General features: G+C 38.4%; 9 protein-coding genes. 5 read left to right on the top strand and 4 right to left on the bottom strand.

Features of this window, described 5'->3' with window-relative positions:
* The first annotated feature begins 246 nt into the window (after positions 1-246).
* From KZ793_RS10195 to KZ793_RS10180, 4 genes are all read left to right on the top strand, one after another.
* Complete coding sequence (locus tag KZ793_RS10195; RefSeq protein WP_225815234.1) at positions 247-3,510, top strand: aminotransferase class I/II-fold pyridoxal phosphate-dependent enzyme; 3,264 nt, start codon at positions 247-249, stop codon at positions 3,508-3,510.
* Between the two features lie 28 nt (positions 3,511-3,538).
* A complete protein-coding gene (locus KZ793_RS10190; RefSeq protein WP_225815233.1) occupies positions 3,539-5,458 on the top strand; it encodes a carbamoyltransferase C-terminal domain-containing protein in 1,920 nt (639 codons plus the stop codon).
* Between the two features lie 80 nt (positions 5,459-5,538).
* Complete coding sequence (locus tag KZ793_RS10185; protein ID WP_225815232.1) at positions 5,539-6,867, top strand: cytochrome P450; 1,329 nt, start codon at positions 5,539-5,541, stop codon at positions 6,865-6,867.
* The gene (locus KZ793_RS10180) at positions 6,864-7,652 is read left to right on the top strand and encodes an SDR family NAD(P)-dependent oxidoreductase (RefSeq protein ID WP_225815231.1); all 789 of its coding nucleotides are present in this window, start codon (positions 6,864-6,866) and stop codon (positions 7,650-7,652) included. Before KZ793_RS10185 ends, KZ793_RS10180 begins: the two co-directional genes overlap by 4 nt.
* A 197-nt stretch (positions 7,653-7,849) precedes the next feature.
* Here the strand turns inward: KZ793_RS10180 and KZ793_RS10175 are convergent, their stop codons facing one another.
* Positions 7,850-9,613, bottom strand: a complete 1,764-nt coding sequence (locus tag KZ793_RS10175) for an acyl-CoA dehydrogenase family protein (RefSeq protein ID WP_225815230.1) — start codon at positions 9,611-9,613, stop codon at positions 7,850-7,852.
* Between the two features lie 428 nt (positions 9,614-10,041).
* Between KZ793_RS10175 and KZ793_RS10170 the strand changes: the two genes are divergently transcribed.
* Entirely contained in the window at positions 10,042-10,356 is a 315-nt protein-coding gene (locus KZ793_RS10170; protein ID WP_225815229.1) for a hypothetical protein, read from the top strand.
* A gap of 159 nt (positions 10,357-10,515) precedes the next feature.
* Here the strand turns inward: KZ793_RS10170 and KZ793_RS10165 are convergent, their stop codons facing one another.
* From KZ793_RS10165 to KZ793_RS10155, 3 genes are all read right to left on the bottom strand, one after another.
* A complete protein-coding gene (locus tag KZ793_RS10165) occupies positions 10,516-10,956 on the bottom strand; it encodes an OsmC family protein (protein WP_225815228.1) in 441 nt (146 codons plus the stop codon).
* Between the two features lie 186 nt (positions 10,957-11,142).
* Positions 11,143-12,351 (bottom strand): tyrosine transporter TyrP, encoded by a 1,209-nt coding sequence (gene tyrP / locus KZ793_RS10160; protein WP_225815227.1) that lies wholly within the window; start codon positions 12,349-12,351, stop codon positions 11,143-11,145.
* A gap of 44 nt (positions 12,352-12,395) precedes the next feature.
* Entirely contained in the window at positions 12,396-14,315 is a 1,920-nt protein-coding gene (locus tag KZ793_RS10155) for a pyridoxal phosphate-dependent decarboxylase family protein (RefSeq protein WP_225815226.1), read from the bottom strand.
* Positions 14,316-14,395 lie beyond the last annotated feature (80 nt).

Raw genomic sequence — 14,395 nt, 5'->3', positions numbered from 1 at the left:
TCGAGTTGCAGCGTGGCGGCAAGTGAACTGTTTACGCTGTCTGGACAAGTGATGAAAGGAGAACTACGGCCTCCAGTCAGGCAGTTAATGAAGGTGTTCTGACGATTTTAGCGTATCGTTTTCGTTCCACTAGTCCTCAAACCCTTTGAAAGCTTAAATATGTACAACACTTTACATATTCTTAAGTGTCATCCTAAATTAGAGAACATTGAATCATCAACACGGGCTTCATTACAAGGTTAATCAATGAACATCATTTGTCAAATGATTGAAAAAAGAGCATCGGAAAATGCTCACGAGTTAATTTTCAAGTTCCTTTCTGACGGAGAAAGAGAAGAAGAACAATTAAGCTGGAATAATTTACACCGGGGTCAAAAAAGTATCGCTTATTATTTACAGCAATACTGTCAGCCTGGCGATCGGGTAATAGTTATGTTGCCTTCCGGTCTACTCTTTGTTCAGACAATGGCCGCGTGCTTATACTCAAGTGTGGTCGCGGTACCAGTTAATAGCGCCCGGCCCGAGGGAAGAGGTTGGGATACTATTCTGAAAATAATAATGGATAGTGGTGCCCGATTAGTGATCACGACCTCAAAACAGAGTGAGAAAGCAAAAGAAGTATTTGCAAAAGAAAGCGGCTTTAATGAAGTAAAGGTAATATCAGCAAATGAATTGATAGAAGCCCAGGAAGATGCATCTTACCGGGGCGGATCAAATCTGGCATTGCTCCAGTATACCTCGGGTTCAACCGGTGAGCCTAAAGGCGTCATGGTCGGTTATGAAAATTTAATCAATAATCTGGAGGCAATAAAAAACAGGTTTGTATGTTCAGAAGAGGGCTGTGGCGTCATTTGGCTTCCGCCCTACCATGATATGGGCTTATTAGGCGGTATACTTCAGCCTTTTTATAGCGGCGTTCCGGTTGTATTGATGCCGCCTACCTCAGTAATTCAGCAACCCGCTCTGTGGTTAAAAGCTATTTCAAAATATAAAGCGACCATTTCCGGCGGACCTAACTTTATCTATGAGCAAAGTGTTGAAAGAATAAGCGATAAGGATTTGGAGTCTATTGATCTTTCAAATTGGAAGAATGCATTTAGTGGAGCAGAGCCAATCAGAGCAGATATCCTTCAACGTTTTTCCGAACGATTTAGCTCTTACGGTTTTAACAAGGACGCTCTTTATCCCTGTTATGGGTTGGCAGAAAGTACCCTATATGTTTCAGGGCCCGTAACTAATAACCACGGAATGAAAGTAGAGAATTTTAATTCGAGAGCGTTGAGTGAAGGAAACGCTATTAAAGCCAACAGCGTGAATGGCAGCACCACATTGGTCAGCCATGGCAAACCATACGAAAATCAAGAGATTATTATCTGCAAAACTGATATGGCAGACATATTACCTGAAGGTAACGTTGGCGAAATTTGGCTGAAAGGGCCTTCCGTAACTTACGGTTACTGGAATAATGAGAATGCCACCAACGGTGCGTTCAATCAGTATACATCAGATAATAAAGGCCCTTATTTGCGAACAGGCGATTTGGGATTTTTATTTGATGGAGAGCTATATATTAGTGGCAGGATAAAAGACGTCATTATTATCAGAGGAAAAAATCATTATCCCCAAGATATAGAAAATACGTCACAGATGTCTGACACCGCGCTTATTTCAGGGGGATGTGTCGCTTTTGCGGATGAAAAAGGGGTCATCGTCATACAAGAAGTAAAAAGAAGCGACATTAAGAAAATCGATGTCAAAGAAATAATGAAGAAAATAAGAGTTAATATTACGAATAACCATGATGTCTCTGTTAGTAAAATTATGCTTATCCGGCCTGGCGGAATACTCAAGACATCAAGTGGTAAAGTACGTCGCAAGGCCATGCAGGAATTGCTTCTCTCTGGTAAGTTAACTGTAATTGATGAATGGAATGCCCAGTCTGCAAGTCGTGATCAGCAAAATAACCATCAGGATACGAATAGATCCTTCGTTATAAACTGGTTTGACAACTGGTTAATTCGAGAAACGGGAGAAGCGTTGCCTGATATGACGGCTGGAGAAATTCATCTCTATAACCTTGGGATCGATTCACTCCAGAAAGCGACTTTGCTTGCCGATTTTTCAGATTTGACCTCTCACCAATTACCTTCAGATATCTTTGAGCGCCATGAATACTTGGGGTCTTTTTTAAATGAATTAGAAGCCATTTACAATTTTATCAGCGGATACAACCAACTGTCGCCTGAATTGCGCACGCAGATTACGAGTCAGCTAGAGAATGAAGGTGATCATCAAGCATTTGAAGATATTAATGCTATACCCGAAGCGTTCTTTAATCCTGTACATTTGAAAGGCGTAAAAGAAATTGAGGCTCGTCTCGAATCAATGAAAGGCGTTAGTCTCCCCTTCTTTACAACCCATGAAGGAGTGAATGGTTCTCATACAGTAATGAATGAGGAAAACTACCTCAATTTCTCTAACCATAATTATCTTGGCTTGGCTCAACATCCTGAGGTTAAATCAGCCTCCATAGAAGCTATCAATAAATATGGCACCAGCCCTTCTGCGGCAAGGATTGTGGCGGGTCAACGCCCTGTTCATGTTGATCTGGAAGCAGAGATAGCGAAGTTTACCGGTCATGAGGACGCCATTACTTTTGTAAGCAGCAATTTTTGCAATGTGACCGTTATTGGTCATTTAATGCAGCGTGGCGATCTTATTTTGTACGATGAATATAGCCATGACAGCCTTCTCCAGGGCGGAAAATTGTCTCAGGCGGATATGTTGCCGTTTGCGCATAATAATTGGCAAATGGCTGATGAACTTCTTAATAAGAAAAGGAAACATTACAGGAAAGTCATGCTCTTTATAGAAGGTGCTTATAGTATGGATGGCGATATTCCTGATTTGAAGAAATTTGTTGAAATAAAGAAAAAGCATAAAGTATTGTTGATGGTAGATGAGTGTCTTTCCATTGGGGTTTTGGGAGAAAGTGGACGGGGTGTTTGCGAGCATTGTGATGTCATGCCATCTGAAATAGATATTTGTATGGGTGGAATTAGTAAAAGCTTTGCAAGCTGTGGTGGTTATATCGCGGGTAAGCGATCCTTTATAACTTATCTACGGTATACGACGCCGGGTTTTGTTTATACCACGGGCATGCCACCGGCTGCTGCCGCATCGGCGCTTACCGCTATTAAAGTGATACAAAAGGAAAAGTACAGAGTTCATGAAGTACAAGAATTATCAAAATATTTCGTTAATAAAGCGAATTCATTTGGTCTAGATACAGGATTCAGTAAAGATACCCCAGTTATCCCTCTTATGATAGGCGCCGAGAATAAATGTATCTATATTTATCAAAAGTTGAGGGAGAATTTAATCAATGTGCAACCTATCTTGCATCCAGCCGTACCTGAGAATAAAGCTCGTTTACGTTTTTTTATTAACTATGGACACACGGTTGAGGACATCAATAAAGTTCTCAATATCATAAAAGGGCACATTTAATTAACTTTCGATATAATGGAAACCAATAATGAGCACGATGATGAAAAAAAGAGAGCATTATAAGAACGCATGTCTCTTTTTAGGGCATAATGCTTCAGCGGTCATATGGAATGATGCTGATGATATGTTTGCCATTGAAGATGAAAAAGAAAATCGCTCAAAAGGTGGAGAATATGTCCCCATCCACACAATATTGAAATTGATGAAATATGATATTGATGAATTGAATGTTATTAATTTTCTTGGCGAGGTTGATTATAACCATACTATAAAGGCTTTATGTGGCAATGATAGAGAAATATTTGAGCAATTCATAAAAAGAGTAAAGCTGTATGAATTGAAAATAAACCATCATGCTACCCATGCGATAAATGGCATCATTGAAGCCTGGGAACATCATAAAGAAAACAATCTACCTAAAAAATATCATATATTGATTACTGATGGTACGGGGGATGATTATGAATCGACATCTCTCTATACCGTGATAATCGATAAAAACAAAGCATTGGCAGATTGCATAAAGACATTACAACGGGTGAAAAGAATTTCCGCAGCAGATCTTTCATGCGGAATATTATTTGCCCGTGTAGTATGCAACGCCGATACCGGTTTTTCGCCGTTGAAAGATGAATATAAGTCACTTGGTTACGAAACGGAAATAACACGCCTGTTAGACGATAATAAACTTAATAAACTCAACCGAATTATAATAAAATTATCCGATGGTTTTTTGTCAAATAAGGAATGTGGTTTGATATCAGCCATTAGAAGTGATATCAAATCTTTCCTACCTGGTGTTAATGATGAAAACTTTTCTAAAAAGAAGGCGTATTACCACGAACGCAATAAAATCCAGCTTGAATGGAGCAGTTCTCGCAAGCCTGTTACCCTATTGGGGATAAAGAAGTCTCCGTCAGAAATTATTTTAGAAAAAAGCGCACATCAGCATTTTTCACATGGCTTTTCTGTTAAATATATGCAGGAAATGGCCGTAAAGCATGTGAGAATGCCGTTGTGGTTGTTGCGGCACTTAAATGGATTAAGTCAATATGAGATCCGTGTTATTTCTTCCTATATTGCTAACAAATTTTTAGAAACCTATTTGGTAAAACTCATTGCTAGTGAAAAAGTTGAAAACCTGATTGTTGGCGGTGGTGTTCATTTCAATGTCAAACTCAATAATGTTTTACTGAATAGTATAAAGGGAGATATCTGCTGCTCTCCCCTTGCTGGTGATATTGTGCATGCACTGACAGGCGCTGTTATTCTTGATAATACATTATCTCATAGAAGCGTAAATCTGTTATTGCTAAAGCGTGATTTATATTTACCGTACAATGGTAAATATGCAAAGAATATCATTTATACAGATAATCAAGCTGATTTTATTGAAAATACCGCTCACTATGTGAGTAAGGGATATATTGTCAATACAGTAAAAAACTGGGGGGAATTAGGTCCCAGAGCACTTATGTCAAATTCTACACTGTGTTTACCGACTGGTGAGTTGAAACAAGAAATTAACCTTCTTAACGGCCGGGATGACCATATGCCAATGGCCCCTGTATTAAGATCAGAGAACTTACCGGTTCTCTTTAACATTAAAGAAGTCAACAGAGTAACAGGCTCACTTCATGGCATGATTATTGCGCTAAGTTATAACGATAATATATCGGAAGAAAGATATGAGGGAGTGATGCATAAAATACATGATGGTAGAACCACTGGCAGGCCGCTTGTGGTTAAATCAGACGTTGATATTGAAATGCTACAGAAAGTTGAAAATGAAACTGGCTATGCAGCGTTAATCAACACCTCTTTCAACATTCATGGTTATTCTACAGTGCAGCGGATGCAACATGCGTATCACGACTTCGATTATCAGTGCAGGAAAGCTGAAAAAGCGGGTATCCGTAAGCCTTTTCTTATTATTGGCAATTTTTGATAAAATATATATTTCGAGTTGCAGCGCAGCCAACAAAGCAGCAGCTTGAAAGATGAAGGGTATAAAAGGAGTGTAAAAGAGTGAACTATAAAGAGATTAAGGAAGTAAAAGGTTTACCTTTACTGGGTTCAATATTGGATTATAAATCGGATGCTTTATCACTATTTCTTAATGCAGCAAGAGAGAATGGCGATATTTGCACAATAAGAATGGGCCCGGAGAGTATAATTTTCATTAACAACCCAGACTGGGTAGCAGAAATATTAGCAAAAAGGATAGATTTTTTTATTAAAAGCCCCAGTTATCGCGAATTAGAGTTATTGCTTGGTCAAGGGATGGTCACTACAGAAGGTGAGGTATGGAAAAAACAACGCGATAATGCCAGGCATGCTTTCACTATATCCAGTTTAAACACGTTGATCGCCCCGATAAAAGATATCGTCATAAACTTTTCTCATAATACTGTTTTAGATGGGCATCAACGTGACATATTCAAAGATATGCTTGATCTTTCCATGAATATTGCTTTGAAAACGCTCTTTGGACAAAGTAGTAGTGATATCAATAGGCACAGCGTTTCAATAGCGCTTGAAAATGCTTCTGATTATGTCATTAAACGTCTTGAGGCGATTATTAAACTGCCGCCTAACATTCCTACGTTTTCTGCATTAAAATTCAGGAAGGAAAAATCCGTACTTGACAGACAAATCATTGAAATGATTAAAAATCATGACAATCATAGCGGGAAAGATTGTCTGTTAAACATGATCTTGGAAAATGAAACCAATCATGATGAGATAAAGAATCAATTACTTACCTTTTTTTTAACGTCTTACGAAACGATTGCATCCGCAGCCACCTGGACATTTTATTTCATTTCCCGCTATAAACGCTGGCATAAAATTATTAAAGATGAATATACCCAAGCTGTATTGGAAAAGACCAATGATATTTTCGAATTAAAATATACCAACGCGGTTATTAATGAAAGTATGCGTCTTCTGCCTCCGGTATGGTCTTTTTCCCGGACGGCTAAAGAAAATATCACTATAGGTGAATATAAGATCGCCGCAGGAAAAATGGTGGTTATTTCCCCTTATTGTTTGCAGAGACATCCAGACTACTGGGAAAAAGCTGACGACTTTATCCCTATGCGTTGGCTAGGTGAACTATACAGCCATAAGCTTAACCGTACTTTTATTCCTTTTGGCGCCGGCCCCCGGATATGTCTGGGTATGAATTATGCTCGTATGGTTTTACCGATTATTATCGGTGAGTTTTGTAAAAGAGGATTTTTCGAAACGAGTTATCAGGGATATCCGGAACTAAAAGCAGGTATCACTATCAGACCTGTGAAGGGTATTAATGGTGTTTGGCGGTGTCTGGCTGATGATGAGGGCGTAAAATGAATTTGGCAGGAAAAAATATCTGGGTAATTGGTGCATCTATGGGGATTGGGCATGCCTTAGTTAAGGAGCTTGACTCTTATACGACAAACTTGGTCATTTCTAGCCGGAAAGAAGATTTGCTGAAAAAATTGGCGACGGAAATTAATCTTCCGGAGGAAAATGTTATCCCTTTCGACATTACAAATCATGACGAAGCGAAAGAAGCGGTGTATAAAGTGCTTCAACTGATGGGGAGTATTGACTGTATCATTTTTACTGCTGGTGTCAGTCAACGCTCTTTAATCACAGACACACAGCTCTTTGTCTATGACAAATTGATGAATTTAAATTTTTTATCTATTGTTAACATAGCATTAACTATACTCCCTTCGATGATTGAGAAAAAAAGTGGATATTTTGTGGTTCTCTCCAGTGTGGCAGGTAAGTTTGGTACTCCGAATCGCTCTGGCTATGCAGCATCGAAGAATGCATTACATGGTTTTTTTGAGTCTCTGCGTGCTGAACATATGAAAGACAATATCAGTGTTACACTTGTTTGCCCCGGTTTTATTAATACCGATATTACTATCAGATCTCTCACTGGAAATGGGGAGCCTTATCAGCGCATTGATAGTGAACTGGAACACGGTATTCCAGTCGATTTATGCGCCAGAAAAATTGTTAAGGCAATCATTAGCGAAAAAAGAGAGATATACCCCGGAGGTAATAGAGAGGTCATTGGTGTATACCTTAATCGATTTTTTCCACGATTATTACAGTATATTGTTGCATTAAAGGGAAACTAATATATACCCGTTATCTTTCAAGTTGCCTCTTTGTTGGCTGCACTCACTCACCCCGGTCACATAGTTATCTATGCTCCCGGGGATTCGTTCCCATAGGGTATAGTTAATCGCCCTTTCATTAACGGTGGCCTTTTAACTAGTCACCGAAATTTTCTATATATTCACGACAATGTCTCGCATTTAGACCTGTTTTATGATTAATTATTTTTTATTTGATGGTGATTATTTGCATACCAGGAGATATAATCATGACTTGATATTGGTGTTTCAATTCCTGCCTTATCCACGCCAAAACTAGAAATATAGTCATTTATTCTTTCTGCATGCTTACGTATATATTCGATGCGTCTCTCGTCTATTTTTTGAGATTCCTGTAAATTGATCACTTCACTTTTCAGAAGATTGCTCATGGTACGATGAATCCAGTCGAGAAGATAACCTTCGATGATCATATCAAAATCATCATTATTATTATTGTGGTATGTATCAATAGTTGTCGTCACCACGGATAAAACGGCATATGTCTGGCTTAATTCTAGAAAATCTCCACTATGCTTATTGAGCATGTCTAAGTTTATTTTCTTATTATTATTCACTATTAGTCTATTTAATTTTTTATATAAAAAATTCATATAATCATTCAAAATGGAAAATAGGTTATTCTGGAAAGATGTTTTGTTTATTTCTTTCATCTTATTGAGAATGATCATCCCTCCGGCTTTTAGTGATAACACAAGATTGTCCCCTTCTGAAGTAATTGCACCAAAATTAGATATTAGATAAGGGGATATCTTGTTAAGCGTAAATAATCCCTGGGCACCACAGCGTTCACGACAATTAATTAATATTTCTTGTGTTCGCCATGTGCATAGGGATTTAGCGGTAATGATTTCAATAAGTAGTTCATCTTTAAATTTAAAGTTTTTAACTGATTCTGATAATATAATTGAAACCTTTCTTATTAATTCTTTTAAGTATAACGCGTGAATAATCGTACTCAGAGTATCCCAAGCAATACCCTCTTTGAAATGAGAGTAATTAATTATTGGCATAGCCCCTGAATAACCGAATGTTTTTCGTTTATTTCCATATGTGTTGGTTATATGAAGGGCTGATTTGGCTGCTGCAACTGAGCTTACTGCCATGCATAATTTTCCTGAATGTATTCTATCTGTAATTAACGAGAATCTTTCTCTTAATTCTTTAATATGCAATGATATTTTACCATCCTTGGTCAGTGTTATCATATTGCCAGCAAGGAGTCCTTCAAAAGGAATTTCAACATTATCGAATGAAGTGATTGCGTTATCTAAATAAAATCCTGGCTTATCGCCAAGTGGAGTAATTTTAATGCCAGGAGTTAATTTACTATTTACGGATAGTGGCAGAATAAATGGAAAAATACCATATTTCTTTCCTGATACATTTAACTGAGCTAAAATTACAGCTACTTTTGGTAATTTACAAGGTGTGGTATTAGGCATAAATTTATATGCATTTGGGCTAGGTGAATTCAATATAAATACACCTTTTTCCGGGTGATAATTAGCCTGTGTTTCGATTGCTATTAGATCATTCCCATGAGCCAATTCAGTCGCCAGATATACCCCAATAGCACGACCTAAACAAAGTTTTTGGTAGAGATCTTCCACATATGGCGTTTGCACTCCTAAGTTAGCGATAGTACCTATGGTCAAATTAAAATGAATTGACATCATAGAAACCACAGCAGAATCATGTGGGGCTACAAGTTCATGAAGGGCAACTAACTCCTTAAATGATGTCATATTGATATTATTATTTTGAATATATTTAAGCAGTTCTATGAACTTTTTTACTGGTGATGGGTAACTACCGCAACTGTTTTTAAGTATTTCTAAAAGGCTATCAGATATCCCTATATCTCCTATGGATAAATAAGATTTTAATTTTGACTCTGAATTGCATAATAATTTATTCATATATCGACGAAACCTTTACTAGAATAACAATATCTGTGTTAACTATCTGTATATTAGTTATCTAATAGTGTAATGGGATACGTCGGAAACATATACTTTTAATTTAAGAAAATTATTAACGGAAGTGACAGTCAAAAACTTCTACTATTCCACAAATGCAACTTCGAAAAATTATTTACTCATAATAATTACATATAGCTCCACTACTGTGGAGGATTTTTTATTAATTAAAGTAATGCAGTTTATGTCATTATTGCTATGTTATTCTTCATAAAAATAATTCTTATAATAAATATAGCATTAATTTTAATAAGAAAATATCCAGACATTATTTATCAGACAGAACACTTTTTATAGTGACACGAAATTAATGATAATTTATACTCCAAATACACCAAATTTTCTTTATTATTAATCAGGAGTGATTTATGAAAAAATTGATATCTATGTTATTTATTCTCGTTGGTATGATTAGCGCCCCTGCATTCTCCGCGGAAACGAATAGTGGAATTGTCAGAGTCGCAGAAATTAAAGCTGATGGGGACAATCCTGCACATTATTTTTATACATTCAGCGGAAAATTAGCCAGTAACTGTGGAAAACCAGGTTATATTTGGTCAGGTTCAAGCGCTGAAAACATTAACAAGCTATTAAGCCAAGCTTATGCACAGGGTTTAAATATTGCAGTTGGTATAGAAAACGTAAGTTGTAATATAACTGTGGTTCACGTTATTAAACAATAGTAATTGTTTCTTATGCTACTGTTAATGGGGGGGAAGATAGATAAACATTGATTCCCCTAACGCTATAATAAAATCCTCTACTTCACTGTAGAGGATTTTTTAGGTTAACTTAAATAACCTTTCTTTCCTTTGAGGGATTATGCCAACTTAGAATTTCTCTTATTCACAATATATTTCAGTGACAAAACTTGGTGCATTCTCGATGGTATCATGAACCGGGCAGGTTCTATTAATAAAGTCGACAAAGGCATGAATCTCTTCTTCACTATTATCAGCTTTAATATGAAATTTTGTCACTATTTTAGAGAAACCTAATTTCGCTTGTTTATTTCTACCAGTGAAACCATCAGTATCAAGTTCACCTTCCAGATCAACGTGAATATCAATTAAGTTAATTTTATGCAATTTAGCAAAAGCCTTTGCTACGATACACTTACAAGCCCCGAGAGAACAGAGTAAAGCTTCAACTGGATTCATCCCCTGATCAGTACCACCTAAATTACGTGGCTCATCCAAATAAAAGGAGAAATCTCTTGATTTACATTCAACTTTCAATCCAGCTACAGATTTTACTGTGGCAGTAAATAATTCTTTCGCCATGATTCAATTCCTTATAATTAATATTAGTTTTTCACAGAGGCAAACAGAGATAGTTATTATAGCTTTTAATTTTTCTCCATTTTGTTTTTAAAGTGCTTACTCCCCTACTTTCAGCAGCACAGACCTTAAGTCTGTCAGAGAATACCTTTTAGGTCAAAGAAGAACTTATCTTCGATAACCTAGTACTCACCCTACTTCCGGCAACATTCCACTTACTATCCCAATCTGGATTGCTATTACTGCAATACCGCAGGTGAATACCAGTAATAGTACAGGTTTACCGCCAGGTACCCGATATCGACGTTCATTTTGCTGACGGGATTTATAGGCCAAGAGACTGGGTAATAATAACGCCAAAATTGACAGCGCGACGGCGGCATATCCCAACGCCATTACAAAACCTTTTGGGTAAAATAGCGCGAAAATCAATGGCGGAACGAAAGTTAACAAACCAGTTTGCATACGCCCGGCTACGCTATCTTTGCGTTTAAACAGATCGCTCAAAAAATCAAACAAGCCAAGTGTAACACCGAGGAATGAGGTTGCGAGCGCCAGGTTGGCAAACATTTGTACTGTAAGCTCCGTTTTCGGTGAAGCAACAACTTCGCGAATGCTGTGTAATAAGCCATTCAATCCTGCGTTTTCAGCTAAGATATCGACGAATGTGGTGGAGTTAATACTTCCGAGCGTCGCCAATTGCCAGAGAATATAAGCAAATAGCGGAATTGCGCTGCCGATGATAAATACCCAACGGAGTCGACGGATATCGCCATCCATATATTTCACAATACTGGGAACACTGCCGTGAAAACCAAATGATGTGAATATCACAGGAATTGAAGATAATATTAATCCTTGCTCTAATGGCATGGTCAGTAGGTTAATATGCTGAACATGCGGCATCATCATTCCCAACATCAATACTAGAAAAATAATTTTTGCACTGAAAATAACCCGATTAACCATATCTACAGAGCTGGTGCCAATGCAAACAATTCCTCCACCAATCACGGTAAACACGACAACACCCACTGAAGCAGAAAGGGATAAATTCAACCATTTGTTGAGGCTGACTGTCAGTAATTCCCCGGCGCCACTAATATAGGCCGATGTTAATGCATACATCAGAAACATCATGCTGAAACCAGCTAACATTTTGCCGCCGCTGCCAAGATAACGCTGAGCAAGTGTCCCTAACCCCGTATCAGGAGACTCATATTGATAAGCTTCAACCAGCAATAATGCGGTGTAACTCATCAAGACCCACAAACCAACCAGCATGATCAAACTTACACCAAATCCTACACCGGCGGTTGCTAATGGCATGGCCAGCATGCCAGCACCGATGGTTGTTCCTGCTATGATAAAAGTACTGCCAAAAGTACGGTTCTTCACGTTTTTTCCCTTCGAATCAACAATAAATATTTAATAATAGAAAATCAGACCACTTTCTTTTTTTCTTCTTCATCAACAATTTGAGTCAGTTTGTGGATAAAAATTTTCTGGAGCCTTTCCCAATATTCGTCAAAATCGTCAGCATTACGTAAACAATGAGTCATCACAGCAGCACGTAAGACATATAAACTGTGGACTTTCTGCCATTCTTCTTGGTCAAAACCGCAACCTTCAACATAATGCCAGGGAGTATCACCATACTCCTCATAACCAAGGGAGGTGGAAGAAGTCAAAAAATCATTGGTATAGGTACGTCCAGAGGTATATGAACAAAGCTCGTACATCCGTTTGTTAAGATGGTTGTGATGCATTAAGTCATCATTTCCTTGCTCTTTAAAAGTAAAATTGACCATATGGAAATCAGGATTCGGCATGGCATGAATTTCAAACCGGCGTTTATCAACAACCAATGGTTCTGTGGTTAAAAGTTTTTTAACCATCCAATTGGCTGTCACAATACCGGCAGCAATCACTTTTCCGTAGCCACTGATATTAAGTGGAACCAATCGGTGAGCAGCCCAAATCGCGGCGGCGATAGCTCCGGCTTTAGATCCCTCCATAATAGAAGCACCGAGCACGACACGCCGGTTAACGGCTTGATCCTGTTGAGTATCAACATCTTCAAAAACATAAGCTGCACGGTAGGAAATTAGGTCAACAATACGCTTATCTTTCATACATACCGCACCGGCGGCATATTGAATAAATCCAACTTTGTGAGGATCTACGGTGATTGAATCAGCCTGACACATGGCCCGGAAACTTTGGTAAATTTCAGGTTTAGGCCAAATAATATCTTCGGGAATGATTGCCAATTCACGATAACGGCGGATAAGTTCATCATATTCCATAAACTCTCCCCGCTCGTTAAGGAACATTGCGCTGGCATAACCTGCATAAGCCGCATCAATATGCACATAAAATGAGACGCCATAACGTTCTTCACACTCTTTACGCAACGCAATAACTTCATCAACGCGATCAATGGCACCCACTTCCGTTGTTCCAACTACGGTTACCATAGCTAGAATAGGTTCTCCCTGCTCTATCAGACTGAACGTAATTTCACGCATTTTTTCAACATCGGTACGGTAATTTGCATCGACCGGCAATGGCACAATATGCTGTTGACCAATCCCTAGAACATCCATTGCTTTCATCCATGAATAATGTTTCGACTGGGGAACCAAGACTTTGCCAAACATTCCCTGTTTTATCCCAACACCACGGCAAGAAAGTTCACGAACTTCTTCGAAAATGCCTCGCTTTTTTAATTCATCCGTTAAATCCAGAATATCTGATGGTGACATATTCAACAGTTGTTGTTCTGATTTATTTGCGACCAAATCACTGGATTGCGGGTGTTGTGCAATGGCAAGAGGCATGGTTTTTAAATTACGCGCAACCCATAGCCCTTCATAATTGGCGACGGTTCCTCCCGATGTGATATGTCCCCAAGCTCGGCGGGGGTCATAACCAAACATCCGGCATAAATCTAGCCCTGCTTCAATTTCTAGCTCCGTTGTTGTCGGTGATGACTCGTGGGCACAATTGTTCGGGTTGTACATCATCGCCATGACATAAGCGAGATTGGAAACCATCAAGGTATCGGCATTCATATGCCCCATATAACGAGGAGAAAACCAGGGAACAGAGGTGTTTTTCAGTTTGGCGGAGAGCTGGTTCAGAATACCCTCTGTCCGATAAAGGGTTTCTCTATAATCAGGTGCGTAACGATCAACTGAGGTTACCAGGGCGGGATCTTCTGGGTGAAAATCAGAACGCCAGTGCATATGCTCACTTACGGCATATTCCATCATTTCTCTAAAAAAAACCGTATTCTCTGATTTAGGGCCTAAAAACAACGCATCAATGTTTAAGTGCGAAGTAAACTGCTTGGTCATAATCACATACCCTTTTTCAACTAACAAAAACGGCTGTCAGCAACAGAGAGATTCTGAAATTCTTTATTTGTTAATGAAAT

Origin of the sequence: Photorhabdus antumapuensis (genome assembly GCF_020387775.1) — a bacterium.
Lineage (GTDB): Bacteria > Pseudomonadota > Gammaproteobacteria > Enterobacterales > Enterobacteriaceae > Photorhabdus > Photorhabdus antumapuensis.
Note: the sequence above shows the minus strand (reverse complement) of the source record. Positions and strands in the feature narration are given on the sequence as shown.

What these genes read in the sequence shown, in the direction of transcription:
- KZ793_RS10195 (WP_225815234.1), top strand. Translation starts at nt 247, where the DNA reads ATGAACATCATTTGTCAAATGATTGAAAAAAGAGCATCGGAAAATGCT.
- KZ793_RS10155 (WP_225815226.1), bottom strand. Translation starts at nt 14,315, where the DNA reads ATGACCAAGCAGTTTACTTCGCACTTAAACATTGATGCGTTGTTTTTA.
- KZ793_RS10165 (WP_225815228.1), bottom strand. Translation starts at nt 10,956, where the DNA reads ATGGCGAAAGAATTATTTACTGCCACAGTAAAATCTGTAGCTGGATTG.
- KZ793_RS10175 (WP_225815230.1), bottom strand. Translation starts at nt 9,613, where the DNA reads ATGAATAAATTATTATGCAATTCAGAGTCAAAATTAAAATCTTATTTA.
- KZ793_RS10180 (WP_225815231.1), top strand. Translation starts at nt 6,864, where the DNA reads ATGAATTTGGCAGGAAAAAATATCTGGGTAATTGGTGCATCTATGGGG.
- KZ793_RS10190 (WP_225815233.1), top strand. Translation starts at nt 3,539, where the DNA reads ATGAGCACGATGATGAAAAAAAGAGAGCATTATAAGAACGCATGTCTC.
- KZ793_RS10170 (WP_225815229.1), top strand. Translation starts at nt 10,042, where the DNA reads ATGAAAAAATTGATATCTATGTTATTTATTCTCGTTGGTATGATTAGC.